Here is a 16283-nt window from a genome sequence, read left to right as displayed (position 1 = left end):
TCCTTCTTGTCTTAAAATTATATAACAAACTAAGGGAATGATTATCACGATTGAGGGCAAACCTGCATCGGGAAAAACTACCACCTGCATCAAGTTAATTGAAAAAATTAAAGAAAAAGGGAAACATTATTTATGTGGATTCACTACGAAAGAAATAAGGGATCATACTGGCAAAAGGACGGGCTTCGAAATTATAACAATACAGGGTAGACGCGCAATCCTTGCAGATGTAATCTACAAAACCCCTTTTAGGGTCGGAAAATACTATGTAAAGGTCGATAATTTCGAAAAAATTGCTTTAGACGAGGTTGGGAAGTTCTTCAAGGGTGAATGCAACATATTAATAATCGATGAAATCGGCAAAATGGAGATGCTCTCAAAGAAATTCAGGGAATCTATTGAGAAATTACTAAGCGTGGAGAAAGGTATTATAGTGTGCACACTTCCAGTTGTTGATTTCCATCCCCTCGTTTCTGCCTTCAGGCAAAGAGCAGACAAAAGATTTCTCTTAGAAAGTGGAAGCTACAAATCCGATGAAGTCGCAGAGGAGATTCTTCAAATTGTTCTAAAGAAACCTCTACAAAATCAATCTACGTAAAGATACCTTTTTATCTTATTGGTAGGCGTTTTTTCAAAGGGTTCAGGATATTCGTACAGTTCAGACAACCTCGAGTAAGAGGGCAACTGCTCATTGACTTCATCTCTAACCTTTTTGAGAATCTCTCTTATAATTTTTTCCCTCTCGGAATCCGATTTTCCTTCCAGTTCTTCAGCCAGTTCCTCATAGTTTAGATAAACCTTAGCAACGATTCTCCCTTCCCTTTCATAGACCACTGACTCTTGAATCAAGGGGTGCATATTGAGCTTTTCTTCAATGTTTTCAGGGTAAATGTTCTCTCCAGCCGAGGTAAGTATCATGTTCTTAGAGCGACCCCTTATATAAATGTAGTTATCTTTATCCACATAGCCAAGATCACCCGTCTTAAGCCATCCATCCTCTGTAAGTACTTCCCTTGTAAGATTCTCGTTTTTGTAATATCCCTTCATAATGTTGGGGCCCCTGAGCCATATTTCCCCAACTCCAGTATGGGGATCAGGATCAACTATTCTAACTTCAATATCCGGTGCTACCTTACCCGCTGAGCCAAGCCTCGTTTCTGTTGGTAAAGAACCACTAACGAGCGGAGAGGCTTCCGTAAGTCCATATCCCATCGCATAAGGGAAATTAATCGTCCTTAAAAATTTCTCCACTTCAAGGGAAAGAGGAGCTCCCCCTAAGGTTATGCATCTCAACTCACCACCAAAAAATTCAAGGAGAGATTTCCTTATCTTCGAATAGATAAGATTTTTGACAAAAGGAATTTTTGTAACAGTTTTGATCGCCTTCTTTTCTTCCAGAAGCTTTTTAACCTTAGATTTATAAACCTTCTCGACCAAAAGGGGAACAGCAGGTATTATAGTCGGTTTTACTCTCTCACATGCCTCATGTACTAAAGCAGGGGTAGGCTTTTTCCCGATGTAATAGATACAAGCACCTACCGATAAAGAATACAATAGGCCCAAGGTAAACTCATAAGAATGAGCAAGTGGCAAAATGGATAAGACTCTGTCGTTCTGGTTCAAATCGAATATTCTGGCAACCTGCGTAACATTGGAAACAATATTTTTATGAGTAAGCATTACACCCTTGGAATTTCCCGTTGTCCCCGAAGTGTAAATTATCGCAGCAACATCGTCAGGCTCAATCTCATCGCTTATTAATCCTATCTTTTCTGCTAATTGTAATGCAAAATTTTTAGCCTTCTCATAAATAGATGAAATGCGGCTCACTTCAACCTCAAGGGTTTCTGGAGCAAAATCATCTAAGGTAATCAAAAATCGAACATTGCCAAGGTCATAACCTTTTAGCCTTTGAAGGTTAATCTTGCTCACGAATAGCCCCGTAGACTCAGAATGTTTTAAAATATTGGAAATATCACCCGGATGAAAATCCGTTAGGATTGGAACCGCAATGCCACCCAGAAAAACCGTTGAAAGATATGCAATAACCCAGTTGGGTGAATTTTCGCCCAGAATTGCAACTTTGGTTCCTTTTCTAACACCGTACTCCTTAAGCTGATGAGATAGTGAGATTATCCTCCTCATTAACTCGCCATAGGTAAAAGGCTCTTCAAAGTAAAACCCCATTGCAGGTCGGGCTGCATGAAGTTCAACGATCTTTTTTACGAGTTCGGGAATTGTATATTTAGTTAAATTTCTCCAGGCGTCCATGTGAACATTATAAACCAAAGATTAGAAAAAAAGAAAATGCAAACTTTAAAAAGAAAAGTGCCGCCCTCTTGACAAACCACCCTTGGAGAATTAAACTTTAGTGGTAAAAGGTGGGGAAAAGTGGAAAAAAAGAGAATTAACAGACTACACCATATAGACGAGAAAGGCCGCATTGCTATCCCCGTAAATTTGAGAAAGGAAATGAAGTATGGTGAAAAATTGATCCTAACAAAGGGGATAGAAAAATGCATTTATGTCTTCACCGAAGAGGAATGGAGAAAATTTGAAGAGAGAATTAGAGAATTCCCACTTTGGGATGAAGAAAAGAGAAAAGCTGTCAGGTACCTTTTAGGAGAATCGGAAGAAACAGAAATTGATGCTCAGGGAAGAATATTAATACCCGGTAATCTCATGGCTTACGCCAACATATCTAAAGTGTGCATTTTTATCAAAATGCCGAGATGGTTTGAGATATGGAACCCTGACCTATATGCCGAACTCCATAAAGTAGAAGAACTCAACTTTAAAGAAATCCCGCTATGAAATTTCATAAACCTTGCCAGGTTGAAAAAATTCTACAATTCTTACAAGAGTTTAAGTGTAAATTTGTGGTGGACTGCACAGCAGGGGAAGGCGGGCACTCTATAGCTTTAGCCACATTAGTGGGGGAAAGTGGTAGAGTAATCGCCATGGAAGTAGATCCCACTTACTTCCAGCAACTTTTGGAAAATACAAAAGATTTTTCCAATATTACTTGCTTAAACGAAAGTTATACTAACATAAGAAGCGTGCTTACCGATACAGACATCAAAAGGGTCGATGCCATTCTCTTTGACTTTGGATTGTCTTCATATCACTTAGAAGGCTCAGAAAGAGGCTTTTCCTATAGAAAAGAAGAGGTTCTCGATATGCGCTTCAACCCCGCTGCAGGTGAACCTCTTTACGAGAAAATTCAAAAATTAACAGAGCATGAAATTGAATTAATTCTGAAAGAATTTGGTGAAGTAAGATTTGCAAGAACTCTCGCCCGAAATATTTATTCAAACAAAAATAGAATAAAATACACCTCTGACTTGGTCGAGATCGTTAAAAGTTCTATTCCTTATCGATTTCTTAACGATGAACTACCCAAAATATTCCAGGCCTTCCGAATTTTCACAAACAATGAATTTCTAAATATGGCCACGGGAATTAAAGAGGCAATTTTGGCCCTTTCAAAGGGCGGCATATTAATTACCCTTTCATATCACTCTATTGAAGACCGGCTTTGCAAAAACGTAAAAAACATTAGGGGAATGAAAGCGATAACTAAAAAACCACTCCCCCCCGACCTAAATGAGTCTTTAGAAAATCCCAGGTGTAGAAGTTCTAAACTAAGGGTCTTTCAAAAGGAGGAAGTAGATGAAAAGAGCCTTGTTGATTGGTATAAGTTTAATCTTTCTCTTTTCCCCTCCCCTTTGCTTGGCAAGTAGAAATGTAGTAAAGGGTAGAAAAAATGCCGAAATGTACAGTTATATAGAAAAAATCTCGAGAGAACTTCTTATTGAAGAAGCTAAAATACAAACACTCCGTTCCTTCGATAAGCTGGGCATGGTCCTTAAATGAGAGCTAAGACTATTTTTCTTAACGTCTTACTGATTTCAGTTTATGCATTTTTCATACTCTACATATTCCTCCTTCAAACCACGCCCTTGGGTTCAAAATACAGAGAACTGGGTGAAGAGCAGACTTTAATTTCTCTGCCAATACAAGGAGAAAGAGGTATAATATACGACCGAAATGGGAACCCACTCGTCGTTAATGTACCGACATTGAAAATTTACAAAGTAAAGCCAAAACTCACCCCTTACGCGGTAAAGATCCTCTATAAATACCAGGGTAATGGTGCTCAAATATACGCATCCAAATTGCAAAACAGGAAAATGCATACAAAAATTGCTGACTTTAAATTTTGTTCAACCACTCTTCAGGAGTTTCAAAATAGTTCCGAAGTTCTGCAGAGAATTGTCAAAGACCGATACTATCCCTACGGGGAGGCACTGGCGCCGCTTACAGGATGCATCGGAGAAGACGAAAATCCACTGGGTGGCCTCGAATTGGTTTTGGATTCTTACATAAGAGGAAAACCTGGTAAAATACTTTACATCCGGGATGCGAAAGGTAACCTCATTAAACTTAATAAAAATCAGGACAAGGACCCTGAAAGTGGCAAAAGTATCGTTACAACAATTAACTTAACTCTTCAAGAGTTTTGCTACTATGCCTTGAAACAGCGTATTCAAGAAACGGGCGCATCAAAAGGATTCGTAGTCGTAACTAATCCACAAACAGGTGAAATACTTGCATTGGCAGTTTATCCAAGTGCAAATCCTAATGACAAGATACCATCAAAAAACATAGCAATAGAGGACCCCTACGAGCCAGGATCTACCTTTAAACTAATAACCTATGCATCAGCTTTAGAAAATAAGATAGTAAAACTTTCAGACACGATAAACACGGAAAACGGCAAGTATTCATATTACAACCATCTCATTACCGATGAACATCCCCACCCACAATTAAGTGTAAGAGAAGCCTTTGCCTATTCTTCCAATATTGCGGCAGCTAAAATAGGGATAATGCTTGGGCCACAAAAACTTTATAGGACTGCTCAAAAATTCGGAATCGGTTGTCCCACAGGAATTAACCTCCCAGGAGAATCAGCACCGCCTATATTAAAACCCTCTAAATGGAGCAACCTTCGAACCGCAAATTTCGCTTATGGATATGGTGTGATGGTAAACGGAATACAGATGGCAATGGCCTACGGGGCTGTTGCCAACGGCGGGCTCTTGTTGTTACCAAGAATCATAAAGCAAGGAAAACCAATAGTGGTGCGCCATGCCATTAATAAAGAGCTTGCCGATACCCTCAAAGAAATGATGCGGGATGTCGTAGTTTACGGAACTGGCAAAAAAGCAGAAGTTCCAGGGCTTGATGTGTGTGGGAAGACTGGAACGGCAAAAAATCTGGACCCCGAAACCGGTAATTACACATCTGATGCCATGACCAGCTCCTTCATTGGATTTTTCCCGAAAGATAATCCAAAATATTTAATCTACGTAGTAATTTTTGAGCCAAAGGGGCCTTTATACCTGAGGTACGGTGGTGAAGTTGCAGCTCCACTCTTTAGAAAGATAGCAGAATTTATAGCAGGGGGAAGCGATGCTACTTTCGCAACTTGCACACGGTTTTAAAATGGTTGGAAAAGATGTTGATGTGAAAGGAATTACATACAACTCTAAGAAAGTAAAACCTGGAGACCTTTTCATTGCCTTAAAAGGTAGAAACACAGACGGGCATTTATTTGTTGAAGAAGCAGTAAAAAATGGGGCTGTCGCCCTAATGGTTCAGGAGGAAAAGGATTACCCCGTGCCATACATTTATGTTGAAAACACGAGAAAATATTTAGGAATTATAGCGGCCCGATTTTTTGATAACCCATCACAAAAGCTAAAAACCATAGGGGTGACAGGAACCAATGGAAAGACTACAACCACTTTTATGATAAGGGAAATGCTCGAAGCGCAAGGTGAAAAGACAGGATTACTCGGCACAATTTACTACTGCATCGGGAACAATTGTGTGGAGGCGGGAAGAACAACCCCGGAATCATCTGATATTCAGGAATTCATGTATAAAGCACTTCAAGAAGGTGCAAAATATTTCATTATGGAAGTCTCTTCAGCAGGCATCGAAGAATACAGAATAGAAGGGACCCATTTCTACGTAGGCTGTTTTACGAATTTTTCCAGAGAACACATGGAATATCACGGCACAATGGAGAATTATCTAAAGGCAAAACTAAAACTATTCCAGATCTACAAGCCAGAATTCGCTGTGATCAACCTTGATGACCCTTACTCAAAATATTTCTTAGAAGCAACAAAGGAACCACTTACTTTCGGTATAAAAGAAAATGCTTCTCTTAAGGCAGAAATTGTCAAAACAGGACTGGATGGCTCCATTGTGAACCTTTATGGAGTTATAAACGAGAGAAATCTTTACATCCCCTTACCAGGAAAGTTCAATGTGTACAATTTTTTGTGCGCCGCTCTTGTTCTACACACGCTTAATAAAGCCCAAAATCTTAAGGAGTTGGCAATTAACATAAAACCTGTGCCGGGCAGATTCCAAAAAGTAGATAATAACTGTGGAATCAATGTATTCATCGACTACGCCCATACACCAGAGGCAATGAGAAACCTCTTGGAAAATGTGAAACAGTACAGAAAAGGGAGAATTATAACCGTGTTTGGCGCGGGTGGCGATAGAGATCCCGGGAAAAGACCTTTATTTGGACAAATATCCGAAGAATTATCAGACATACAAATTATCACATCAGATAACCCAAGGTCAGAACCACCCGAAAGGATAATACAAGATATTTTAAGCGGTATGAAAGGTGATAGAGCAAAGGTCATACCTGATCGAAGAGAAGCGATTTTCACAGCAATTAAACTGGCAGAGAAAGATGACATTGTTCTCATCATAGGGAAAGGGCACGAAAATTATCAGGAGATAAAAGGGGTTCGTTATCCCTTTTCAGACTACGATGTTGCGTTAGAAGCTTTAAAGGAGAAGGGATGTTTACAGTAAGGGAAATCGCTTTCATTACCGGCGGGAAAGCAAAAAACGTAGATCTTGATTTAATGGTGAAAGACTTTTCCATCGATTCACGTCTGATTAAACCGGATTCAGCCTTTTTCTGCATCAAAGGTGAAAAATTTGACGGAGCAGATTTTGCAGAAGAAGCAATATCTAAAGGCTCAGTCGTAGCCATAGCACCTTTTTCATCCCAAATAGCTCCTCATCTCCCTGTAATTCTCGTAGATGACACTGTCCTTGCAATGGCAAGGCTTGCAAAAGAAAAATTAAAAAGGATGAAGGCAAAGGTCATTGGCGTTACAGGGTCCGTGGGAAAGACTACCACCAAGGAACTAATTTACACTATTCTCTCAACACGTTACAAAGTTTTTAAATCAAGGAAAAGTTTTAACAACCATATTGGCTTGCCCCTAACCATCCTGGAAGCACCTTTCCATACTGACTACCTGATTCTCGAGTACGGAACAAATCATCCAGGTGAAATTAGGTACTTGACCTCCATAGCAAGGCCGAACTACCCAATAATAACGAAAATAGGAACTGCCCATATCGAGTTCTTCGGCACCAAAGAAAACATCGCTTTCGAAAAGGGTACTCTATTCAAGGAAATGGATTACAGCGGCCATGCCTTTCTAAATGCCTCTACCGATTTCTTTGATATTCTAAAATCCATGATACCATACACAGCCGGTAAGACTACCTTTGGGCTTGATACAGGAGATGTGAAGCCAGAAAAATATGGACTTGAAGAATTCTCCAGTTCCTTTTCTTACAAAGGCAAAGAGTTTTACTTCCCACTCCCTGGAAGAGGGATGCTAGAAAATGTAATGGGGGCGATAGCGATAGGAGAACATCTTGGCATTCCCCTCGAAGACATGCAAGAAGTCCTAAAAGATTTTAAAGGCGAAAAGATGCGAATGGAAAAGAAAGTTCTAAAAGATATAACTATTATCAACGATGCCTATAATTCGAATCCCGACTCTCTTACCGAGCTTTTAAGAACTTTTAAAGAAAACGGCAAAAGGCTAATCTTTGTCCTCGGTGATATGTTAGAACTGGGAGAAAGGGCAGAAGAAGAGCACCGAAAAATAGGCAGAATCTTCAAAGAACTCGGGCATAAAATTCTTGTTACCGTAGGAGAGCTTTCAAAGTTCATCTCAGAAGAAGCTAAAAAAGAAGGTATAACTGAGGTCTACCACTTTAACAACAAGGAAGAGGTTGTAAGCTTTCTCAGAGATTACTTAAAGCCAGGGGACTGGCTGATATTAAAGGCTTCAAGAGGATTAACACTCGAAGAAATAGTAAACAAATTGGAGGAAATTTTATGATTTATGAGTGGCTGTATCCGCTAAAGGGCAGCATTAAGCTTTTCAATTTGCTTAGGTACATAACCTTCAGGGCGGGGCTTGCTTTAACTTTTTCCCTCATCTTAACCCTTTTGCTGATGCCCCTCTATCTAAAGCTAACGAAATACAAAGAAAGGATTTCCGAGTATGTTCCATCAACTCATAAGAAAAAAGAAGGAACCCCATCGGCAGGTGGTATTGTCTTTGTTAGCATCACAATAATTTCAACCATTCTGTTTTCCAGATTCAACACCCCTTTCCCTATGGTTGCTTTGATAGCGACCTTCTTCATGTTTATAATTGGACTTTTCGACGATATTAAGAAGCTTAAAGGAGCTAAAAAGGGCGGCCTTACCAAATGGGAAAAGTTGTTCCTCCAATTTCTCCTTGCAGCTTTCATAGTAATTGCGGTAAATATGTTTTATCCAGCTGAAATAGCAAAAAGGACTCAATTTTTGTTTTTTAAGAACATAAACCTCTATCTCGGAAACCTTTATATTCTTTTGGTTATACTGGTATTCCTCGGTTTTACAAATGCTGTTAATTTAACGGATGGACTTGATGGCTTAGCGGCTGGGAGTGCAATCCCACCCCTTACCGTAATTCTACTCTTGGCCTATTTCCAGGGTAATAAGATACTATCTACTTACCTTCACCTCTTCTACATCCCGGGGATCGAAGAGCTAACAATCCTTGAGTCATCAATGATAGGCGCATTGATCGGATTTCTATGGTACAACTCTTACCCAGCCCAGGTTTTCATGGGGGATACAGGCTCCCAGACCATTGGAGGAATAATTGCCGTTAGCTCCGTCCTTTTAAAACAGGAAATATTGATCATCATTGCAGGTGGACTCTTTGTTATCGAGGCACTTTCCGTTTTGATACAGGTAATTTATTTCAGAACCACCGGTGGGAAAAGGGTTTTCAGGAGGGCACCCTATCATCACCACTTTGAGGAAATGGGCATGCACGAGGCTAAAATTACCGTAAGGTTCTGGATAATTTCACTAATTTGCTCACTTATAGCTTTGGGGATGGTGAAGATAAAATGAAAGAAAAAATAACCATAGAAAAGTTTGAGGGTAAAAAAATTTCAATCCTTGGCTGCGGGAAAAGTGGACTTGAAGCCGCGTTAGCCCTTTCAAAATGTAATGCGAAAATTTTTGTTTCCGATATCGCTGAAATTAAAGAAGAATATAAGAGCGTTCTGATTGAAAACCACATAGAATTCGAAGAAAAAGGGCATACCGATAAGGTTCTCAACTCAGACCTGATAGTGGTCAGTCCAGGTGTGAAACCCGACATTGATATATTACAAAGGGCAAGGGATAGAAAAATAGAAGTACTCAGTGAACTAGAAGTAGGCTATCAGCTTACAGCAGGTAAATATATTGCCATCACAGGGACCAACGGGAAAAGCACGGTGACTGAACTCACTTATACACTGATAAAAGACTTCGATAAAAACAGCTACATCGCTGGAAATATAGGAGACCCACTAAGCATGTATGCCTTCGAGTACGGTACATTTGTCTTAGAGGTATCAAGTTTTCAATTAAAGATGATAAGAGAATTTAAACCAGATATAGCTGCAATCTTAAACATCGACCAGGATCATTTGGACTGGCATCCAAGTTTTGAGGATTATGTTAACTCAAAAGCACGGATCTTTGAGAACCAGGATGAAAATGACCTATTAATCCTCAATTACGATGATCCCGTGGTTCGTCCACTGAAAAATCGTGCCAAATCAAAAGTCGTATTCGTAAGCCTTGAAGAAAAGATAGAGGAAGGGGCTTATTTCGATAAAAACAGTGGACGGGTAATTTTAACGGAGCAAGGGAGGGAAAAGCCGCTCTTTCATGTAGATGACCTCAAAATAAGGGGAATACACAACGTATTCAACGCAGCGGTATCAACAGTATTTGCATATTATTATGGCATTCCCATTGAAATGATAAGAGAAAAACTTAGAGAGTTTAAAGGTCTACCCCACAGAATTGAGTTTGTTTTGGAAAAAAACGGCATTAAATTCTATGACGACTCAAAGGGTACAAACCCACACGCAGTAGAGTGGGCATTAAGGGGATTTAAGGAGCCCGTTATTCTCATCATGGGAGGCGAGGACAAGGATTTGGACTTCAAACCCTTAATCAACACCGTAAAATCTCACTGTAAACACATTATCGCCATTGGAAAGGCTAAGCCCAAGGTAGTATCTACCTTTTCTTCTCACCTTCCTGTAACTGAAGCATCAGACATGAAGGATGCCGTTGAAAAAAGCTTCAAGCTTGCCGAACCCGGTGATGTAGTTCTCCTCTCTCCCGGTTGTGCCAGCTTTGATATGTTTAAAAATTACAAGGAGCGCGGTGATGTATTTCAGTACTGGGTCAGAAAACTCGCCGAGGAAAATTGATTTCACACTTATAGTGAGTACACTGGCACTTGTAATCTTTGGAATGTTGATGGTTTATTCCGCAACCATCTATCGCCATGAATTATATGGCATTTCCAGGTTCAGATCATTAATTAAAGAATTGATTAGAATTGCCGTTGGACTTACAGCTTTCTTCATAGCTTCAGGGATAGATCCTAAGCTATACAGAAAGCATATAAGATTGGCAATGTATATCACCACTGGTATTCTTGGCCTACTTTTCTTAGTAGGACTTCGAAACTATGGCGCAGTGAGGTGGCTGAGGTTTGGACTCTTAAGCTTTCAGCCCTCAGAACTGGCAAAGCTCGTCACCATTTTCTACCTTGCAGGTGAGCTTTCTCAAGAGAAATCAGCACTAAAAAACACTCTAAAGCTTTTGAAAATCTTAATTTTACCTTTCATCAACATACTTTTGGTCGCTCTTCAACCCAACCTTTCTTCTGCAATCATCCTTGGGATGATTATATTGGCAACCCTATTTTTTGCAGGTGTGAGGGTAATGTACCTACTTGTTCCTTCCATTGCTTCAATAGTTCTCGCATTAGGGCTACTCTTAGCATTCCCACGAAATTTTAGGCATGTTCAAAAAAGATTAGAAACTTTCGTGAGTGGAGAAAAACACTACCAGGTGAAACAGGCCTTAATAGCAGTAGCACAGGGCGGCATCGCGGGGAAAGGGATTGGGAAGGGCACACAAAAATATCTCTATCTACCTATGGCCGAAAATGACTTTATCTTTGCGGTTATAGTAGAAGAATTAGGGCTTTTCGGTGCGGCCCTAATTATATTGTGTTATATTGTAATAATTTTTCGAGGAATTCAAGTTTCGACAAGGCATTTCAACGCAAATTATTATTACGCAGTCCTCGGAGCTGGAATAACCTTTATGATCTTTTTCACTTCTGCCATCCATATAGGGGTAAACCTTGGCCTACTCCCTCCAACAGGGCAGACTCTACCTTTAATAAGCCTTGGTGGTAGCTCTTTAATAGTAAATCTCTTTGCCTTAGGTACCCTTGAGTTCCTTTCTGAAAAAGTTGAGGAATATGAAAGAATTTGACATTTTAATAGCAACAGGTGGAACGGGAGGGCATATCTTTCCAGCCTTAAGTTGTGGTGAATTCTTCGAAAAAAATGGCAAAAAAGTACTGTACCTTCTCTCGGGAAGCAAAATAGGGACCATTGATAAAGCGAACGTAATCTATTGGAAATCCTATCATTTTCAAAAAAACCCCTTACAATTCGCAAAAGCCTTATTCTCTCTAAAATTAAACACAATAAAAAGTCTCTTCACCCTAAAGCAAAAAAGTCCTTGCGTAATTCTTGCCACAGGAAGTTACGCAGTGGTGCCCGTCCTTATCGCATCTATACTTTTGAAAAAACCCTTCTTTTTAATGGAACAAAATGTCATCCCCGGCTTAGTTAATAAAATCTTTGCAAGATTTGCAAGGGCAAACTTCGTCGCCTTCGATGAGACTAAAAAACACCTTAAGGGAAACGTAATTGTTACAGGACTTCCCATCCGAGAAGAAGCCAAGAGGAGATACTCAAAAGAGGAAGCGAGACGACTCTTGAACCTTCCTGAAGATAAAATGGTCATTCTGGTAATCGGTGGAAGTCTGGGAGCCCGCGGAATGGTCGAAAAAATAGTCCCCTTTGCAGGAAAATTTAGTGAATATCTTTTCATCACCCAAACAGGTGCCCGAAATTTTGATTACATAAACTCCTTAGTGCAAACATTAAATCTCAAAAATTGCATAACATTGCCTTTTATCAAAGAAATGGGTCTATACTACTCAGCAGCAGATATAGTTATTTCGAGGGCAGGTGCAAGTTCGTGCATGGAGATAGCATACCACGGGAAACCAGCAATCCTCATACCTTACCCCTACTCCCGAGACAAACATCAGTATTACAATGCTCGTGAACTCGAAAAAACTGGAAATGTCGTTGTGATCGCAGAGAACGACATTCCTGAGAAGTTTGAAAACTACCTGAAGGACCTGAGTTGGGCTTATAAGAAGGAATTTGCAAAAAAATTGTCAATAGAAAACGCTGAAGAAATCATTTACAAGGAGATTTTTAAAGATGCAATTTGCTAAAAAGTTCAAGAAAATCCATTTTGTGGGAATCGGCGGCTCTGGGATGAGTGGTATTGCTGAGGTCCTCCACAACCTTGGCTTCATTGTGACTGGCTCAGATCTTGCCTCTAATGAAGTTACCAAACACTTACAAGAAATAGGAATTAAGATCAATTATGGCCACAGACCGGAGAATATTAATGACGCAGACCTCCTTGTGATTTCAACAGCCGTAAAAGATGATAATGTTGAAGTGATAGCTGCAAAGGAAAAAGGAATTCCCGTTATAAGAAGAGCCTTAATGCTGGCAGAATTAACACGCATAAAATATACGATTGCGGTATCTGGTGCCCACGGAAAAACGACTACAACCTCAATGATAGGTACTGTTTTGCAGGTAGCAGGTTTCGATCCTACAATTATTGTCGGGGGAATCATAAAAGGCTTAAAGTCTGGAGCAAAACTTGGGCAATCCGATTATCTCGTGGTTGAAGCCGATGAAAGTGATATGTCCTTTCTCCATCTCTTCCCCACTATTGTTGTAATAACCAACATCGACGAAGAGCACTTAGATTACTATGGCAACCTCGAGAATATTAAAAAGGCATTTATTGAATTTGCGAGCAAAGTCCCCTTTTATGGTGCAGTTTGCGCCAATATCGATGACAGGAATACCATCGAGATCTTACCCTTTGTAGAAAGGAATAAAATCACTTACGGACTGGCATCGAATGCAGATCTAAACGCAAGGAATATCCAGGTTTACAACGATCATATCAAGTTCTCAGCATATTATCGAAAAAACAAAGTTGGAGATGTAACTCTAAACATCCCAGGGGTACATAATGTTAAAAATGCGCTGGCTGCCTTTGCAGTTGGAATGGAAATTGGAATAAAAGAAAATGAAATAATTGAGGGAATCGCAGAATTTAAAGGCGTAGCAAGGAGATTTGAACTCAAGGGTACAGTATACGGAATTAAGGTAGTAGACGATTATGGACATCATCCACGAGAAATTATTGAAACTCTTAAAACCGCAAGAGAATATCATGACGGCAGGATAATTGCAGTTTTTCAGCCCCACCGGTATACTCGCACCTACCACTTGTACGATCGATTCGGTACAGCCTTTTTTGATGCCGATAAAGTAATTGTTACAGAAATTTACCCCGCAGGAGAAAAGCCCATTGAAGGGGTAACAGCAAAGCTAATCTATGACTCCTTGAAAAAATATGGGCACAAAGACGCAATGTACATCAAAGAATTTGAAGAGATAATTGAATACTTGAAAAAGGAACTGAAGCCCGGCGACCTTTTAATAACCATTGGGGCGGGAAACGTTTATAAGATAGGAGAGGCTATACTTCAACAACTATGAAAATTAAAAAACAGGAGCTTCTCAAAAACCATAGCTACATAAGGATTGGTGGACCGGCTCACATATTTGTTGAGGCTGAATCTACAGAAGATCTTTTAAATGCCATCAAAATGGCAAAGGATTTTAACCTACCCTACTATATTATTGGGGGTGGAAGTAACATTCTGTTTCCCGATGAAGGATACCATGGAGTAATTATTAAAACAACCGGGCTCAACGATATAACAATCTATGGTACAAAGGTCAAAGTGAAAGCAGGGACCCGGTTGCCCTACCTCGTAAATGAACTTTTAAGAGCAGAACTCTCTGGTATGGAACAACTCTGCGAAATTCCTGGAACCATTGGTGGAGCGATTTCAGGGAATGCGGGCGCCTTCGGGAGAGAAATTGGAGAACTATTTATAGAAGGGGTTGTTCTGACCCCAGATGGTCACATTGTAAAAGTAACTCAAAAAGACCTGAACTTTAGCTACAGAAGGAGTGACTTAAAGAAAATTGGTATATTAATTGAAGCAACATTGCAGCTTGTTCCTTCCACATCCGATAAAATAAAGTCAGCGATGGAGGAATTCAAAAGTCGCAGGAGAGAAACGCAACCAGTAGGAGAGTTAACCTTAGGCTCGGTGTTTAAAAATCCCGAAGGGATAAGTGCAGGATACCTTTTAGACAGGGCTGGACTTAAAGGTTTCACTGTAGGTGGGGCAAAGTTTTCAGAAAAACACGCTAATTTTATCGTAAATTTCAATAATGCAACCTATCAAGATGTTTTGGAACTAATAAAAATCGGGTTCGAAAAAGTTAAGGAAATGTTCAATATTGAACTGGAAAGGGAAATAATTGTTTTGGAACCCAATGGCCACTTTTTCAGGGAGGATAAAGATGGCAGAAACCTTTATGGTAGTTGATTTTTGCTCATCAAAAGTTGTAACTTTCATCGCCGAAGTGAGCAATGAACTCGTACTAAAGCATTGGGATTTGGAACCTGTGGATTCCGACACTATAAGACAGGGCCAGGTTTATAACCTCGAAAATGTTGCAAACAAAGTAAGAAAATCCATCGAGGAATATACAAAAAAATCAAAATTCGAACCAGCTCACGTTTTCATTGGATTTAGCGATCCGGAGATAGAATTTATAACTTCCATCGGGATGGCTGCCTGTGGCACTCCGGAAAACCCTGCAGAAATCACGGAAAAGCATATAGAACAAGCTATAAAAAATTCTCACACGATCAAAATCGAAGAAGGTCGTTCAATAGCCCAGGCGATACCAGTCAGGTTCAATGTGGACTCAAAAACCGATATAAAAAACCCAAAGGGTATGCTTGGGGTAAGACTTGAAGTACAGTCAGCCCTTATAACTGCAAAAAAATCGTCTCTGCTCAATTACAAAAAAGCACTTGAAAAGGCGGGGATAATTGCAGAGAGTCTTATTTATCAAATTATAGCAGAACTGTACGAACTAACAACTAAGGAAGAAAGGGAAAATGGTATCTTATTCATAGACATAGGTCGTGACCTTACCAACTACGGTGTAATGTCTGAAGACCAACTCCTCTTTGCTGAAACTGTCCCCGTTGGTGGCATAAACATCAACAAAGACCTTAGGCACTATTTCAACATAACCCTTGACAAGGCAGAAGAGTTAAAAAAGTTTTATAGCAGAAAGGATTACACCGACGAAGAAGAAAGGGAATTTTTAAATTCAATATCTTCACCAGGTAAACCATCGCAAATAAGGGGAGAACTGGTAGTTCAATATATCACTGATAGACTTACGGACATCTTCGAATACATAAAAGAAAGGCTCCATCAGAACGATTTAAAAGACAAGATTACTTTTGTAAAAATCACAGGTGGAACCAGCGAAATAGAGTACATTGACAAGATCGCGGAGAAGGTATTCAACATTACATCCGAGGTTTATAAACCCGACGAGAAACTTGAAAAAGTCTTTAGCAATAATGAACTGTTGCTGACCAACAGATTATCCTCTTCCCTCGCCGTGTTACTCTTTGCCCACAGAAAATTAACTTCTAATAAAGAACTGTCAGAGACAAAAATTATGGGTAGTGTAAAGGGGATCTTTAAAAGACTTTTTAGCAGCTAAAGGGGGCC

Annotated in this window: 14 protein-coding genes; 13 read left to right on the top strand and 1 reads right to left on the bottom strand. The window is 39.8% G+C overall.

What is annotated here, in order from left to right; translation table 11 throughout:
• Nucleotides 1–37 precede the first annotated feature (37 nt).
• On the top strand, nt 38–598 hold the full coding sequence (locus ABIM45_01495) for a nucleoside-triphosphatase (GenBank protein MEO0238589.1): 561 nt from the start codon (nt 38–40) through the stop codon (nt 596–598).
• Here the strand turns inward: ABIM45_01495 and ABIM45_01490 are convergent.
• Nucleotides 586–2271, bottom strand: coding sequence for an AMP-binding protein (locus ABIM45_01490; protein MEO0238588.1), 1686 nt, complete (start codon nt 2269–2271; stop codon nt 586–588). The genes ABIM45_01495 and ABIM45_01490 overlap by 13 nt on opposite strands.
• A 120-nt stretch (nt 2272–2391) precedes the next feature.
• Here ABIM45_01490 and ABIM45_01485 point away from each other — a divergent pair, with 120 nt between their 5' ends.
• The 12 genes from ABIM45_01485 to ftsA all read left to right on the top strand — a co-directional run bounded on the left by ABIM45_01485 (nt 2392) and on the right by ftsA (nt 16275).
• Nucleotides 2392–2814, top strand: a complete 423-nt coding sequence (locus ABIM45_01485; protein ID MEO0238587.1) for a division/cell wall cluster transcriptional repressor MraZ — start codon at nt 2392–2394, stop codon at nt 2812–2814.
• Nucleotides 2811–3743, top strand: a complete 933-nt coding sequence (gene rsmH / locus ABIM45_01480; GenBank protein ID MEO0238586.1) for a 16S rRNA (cytosine(1402)-N(4))-methyltransferase RsmH — start codon at nt 2811–2813, stop codon at nt 3741–3743. Before ABIM45_01485 ends, rsmH begins: the two co-directional genes overlap by 4 nt.
• A 129-nt stretch (nt 3744–3872) precedes the next feature.
• A complete protein-coding gene (locus ABIM45_01475) occupies nt 3873–5510 on the top strand; it encodes a penicillin-binding protein 2 (protein MEO0238585.1) in 1638 nt (545 codons plus the stop codon).
• Nucleotides 5479–6912, top strand: a complete 1434-nt coding sequence (locus ABIM45_01470; protein ID MEO0238584.1) for a UDP-N-acetylmuramoyl-L-alanyl-D-glutamate--2,6-diaminopimelate ligase — start codon at nt 5479–5481, stop codon at nt 6910–6912. The genes ABIM45_01475 and ABIM45_01470 overlap by 32 nt, the downstream gene beginning before the upstream one ends.
• Nucleotides 6900–8249, top strand: a complete 1350-nt coding sequence (gene murF / locus ABIM45_01465) for a UDP-N-acetylmuramoyl-tripeptide--D-alanyl-D-alanine ligase (GenBank protein MEO0238583.1) — start codon at nt 6900–6902, stop codon at nt 8247–8249. The genes ABIM45_01470 and murF overlap by 13 nt, the downstream gene beginning before the upstream one ends.
• Nucleotides 8246–9322: a phospho-N-acetylmuramoyl-pentapeptide-transferase gene (gene mraY, locus ABIM45_01460; GenBank protein MEO0238582.1), complete on the top strand. Its 1077-nt coding sequence runs from the start codon at nt 8246–8248 to the stop codon at nt 9320–9322. The genes murF and mraY overlap by 4 nt, the downstream gene beginning before the upstream one ends.
• Nucleotides 9319–10686: a UDP-N-acetylmuramoyl-L-alanine--D-glutamate ligase gene (murD, locus tag ABIM45_01455; protein MEO0238581.1), complete on the top strand. Its 1368-nt coding sequence runs from the start codon at nt 9319–9321 to the stop codon at nt 10684–10686. Before mraY ends, murD begins: the two co-directional genes overlap by 4 nt.
• Entirely contained in the window at nt 10643–11767 is a 1125-nt protein-coding gene (locus ABIM45_01450; GenBank protein MEO0238580.1) for an FtsW/RodA/SpoVE family cell cycle protein, read from the top strand. Before murD ends, ABIM45_01450 begins: the two co-directional genes overlap by 44 nt.
• Entirely contained in the window at nt 11754–12809 is a 1056-nt protein-coding gene (locus ABIM45_01445) for a UDP-N-acetylglucosamine--N-acetylmuramyl-(pentapeptide) pyrophosphoryl-undecaprenol N-acetylglucosamine transferase (protein MEO0238579.1), read from the top strand. The genes ABIM45_01450 and ABIM45_01445 overlap by 14 nt, the downstream gene beginning before the upstream one ends.
• Nucleotides 12796–14166 carry a UDP-N-acetylmuramate--L-alanine ligase gene (gene murC / locus ABIM45_01440; GenBank protein ID MEO0238578.1) on the top strand — a complete coding sequence of 457 codons (1371 nt, stop codon included), beginning with the start codon at nt 12796–12798 and terminating at the stop codon, nt 14164–14166. The genes ABIM45_01445 and murC overlap by 14 nt, the downstream gene beginning before the upstream one ends.
• Entirely contained in the window at nt 14163–15071 is a 909-nt protein-coding gene (murB, locus tag ABIM45_01435) for a UDP-N-acetylmuramate dehydrogenase (GenBank protein ID MEO0238577.1), read from the top strand. The genes murC and murB overlap by 4 nt, the downstream gene beginning before the upstream one ends.
• The gene (gene ftsA, locus ABIM45_01430) at nt 15046–16275 is read left to right on the top strand and encodes a cell division protein FtsA (protein ID MEO0238576.1); all 1230 of its coding nucleotides are present in this window, start codon (nt 15046–15048) and stop codon (nt 16273–16275) included. Before murB ends, ftsA begins: the two co-directional genes overlap by 26 nt.
• The last annotated feature ends 8 nt before the right edge of the window (nt 16276–16283 follow it).

The organism is candidate division WOR-3 bacterium (genome assembly GCA_039803545.1).
In the GTDB taxonomy this organism is placed as follows: Bacteria; Hydrothermota; Hydrothermia; order UBA1063; family UBA1063; genus UBA1063.
This window is presented reverse-complemented; position numbering and strand designations above follow the sequence as displayed.

What these genes read in the sequence shown, in the direction of transcription:
- ABIM45_01450 (MEO0238580.1), top strand. Translation starts at nt 10,643, where the DNA reads ATGTATTTCAGTACTGGGTCAGAAAACTCGCCGAGGAAAATTGATTTC.
- murF (MEO0238583.1), top strand. Translation starts at nt 6,900, where the DNA reads ATGTTTACAGTAAGGGAAATCGCTTTCATTACCGGCGGGAAAGCAAAA.
- ABIM45_01445 (MEO0238579.1), top strand. Translation starts at nt 11,754, where the DNA reads ATGAAAGAATTTGACATTTTAATAGCAACAGGTGGAACGGGAGGGCAT.
- ABIM45_01475 (MEO0238585.1), top strand. Translation starts at nt 3,873, where the DNA reads ATGAGAGCTAAGACTATTTTTCTTAACGTCTTACTGATTTCAGTTTAT.
- murC (MEO0238578.1), top strand. Translation starts at nt 12,796, where the DNA reads ATGCAATTTGCTAAAAAGTTCAAGAAAATCCATTTTGTGGGAATCGGC.
- rsmH (MEO0238586.1), top strand. Translation starts at nt 2,811, where the DNA reads ATGAAATTTCATAAACCTTGCCAGGTTGAAAAAATTCTACAATTCTTA.
- ABIM45_01495 (MEO0238589.1), top strand. Translation starts at nt 38, where the DNA reads ATGATTATCACGATTGAGGGCAAACCTGCATCGGGAAAAACTACCACC.
- murD (MEO0238581.1), top strand. Translation starts at nt 9,319, where the DNA reads ATGAAAGAAAAAATAACCATAGAAAAGTTTGAGGGTAAAAAAATTTCA.
- mraY (MEO0238582.1), top strand. Translation starts at nt 8,246, where the DNA reads ATGATTTATGAGTGGCTGTATCCGCTAAAGGGCAGCATTAAGCTTTTC.
- ABIM45_01490 (MEO0238588.1), bottom strand. Translation starts at nt 2,271, where the DNA reads ATGGACGCCTGGAGAAATTTAACTAAATATACAATTCCCGAACTCGTA.
- murB (MEO0238577.1), top strand. Translation starts at nt 14,163, where the DNA reads ATGAAAATTAAAAAACAGGAGCTTCTCAAAAACCATAGCTACATAAGG.
- ftsA (MEO0238576.1), top strand. Translation starts at nt 15,046, where the DNA reads ATGGCAGAAACCTTTATGGTAGTTGATTTTTGCTCATCAAAAGTTGTA.
- ABIM45_01470 (MEO0238584.1), top strand. Translation starts at nt 5,479, where the DNA reads ATGCTACTTTCGCAACTTGCACACGGTTTTAAAATGGTTGGAAAAGAT.